This window comes from Arthrobacter sp. 2RAF6, from assembly GCF_052115205.1.
Lineage (GTDB): Bacteria > Actinomycetota > Actinomycetes > Actinomycetales > Micrococcaceae > Arthrobacter.
In genome coordinates, this window is sequence record NZ_JBFRGF010000124.1 from 1 (window position 1) to 564 (window position 564).

General features: G+C 66.2%; 1 protein-coding gene. It reads left to right on the plus strand.

From position 1 onward, the window contains the following. Positions 1-564: SpaH/EbpB family LPXTG-anchored major pilin (locus tag AB4Z38_RS25785; RefSeq protein ID WP_441432347.1), on the plus strand; the 564-nt coding region annotated here is incomplete at both ends.

Consider the following 564-nt stretch of genomic DNA (forward strand, 5'->3'; position numbering starts at 1 on the left):
GACGGACCCGGCCGGCGGGAACGGCTGGCTGTATGACGTGAATGTCTATCCCAAGAACGCGGTCACGACCGCGACGAAGACCGTCAACGATGCCTCCGTCCTCAAGCTCGGCGACAACGTGCAGTGGACCATCACCTCCGACATCCCCAACGTCAACCCGATCGACGGGTACCGGATCGTGGACAAGCTCGACCCTAAACTGAGCTACACCAGCTCGACCGTGGCGCTCTCCAACAACGCGGCGCTGGCGGTGAACACGGACTACACCGTCGTGTTCGACACGGCGTCGAACACGCTCAGGGTYGAYTTCACCGCCAGCGGCCGGGCCGTCCTGGCCGCGAACCCCACGGCGAAGGTCCTGGTCACGGTGAACACCACCGTGACCACGGCCGGTGAGATCACGAACACTGCCCTTGTCTACCCGAACGCGGCCAGCTTCACCATCACCCCGGGCCAGCCCGGCGGCCCCGTGGTCACGCCCCCGGTGGCGGTGACCAAGTGGGGCAACATCGTGCTGCACAAGCAGGATTCCCGGAGTTCGGCCGCCCTGGCCGGCGCCGTGTT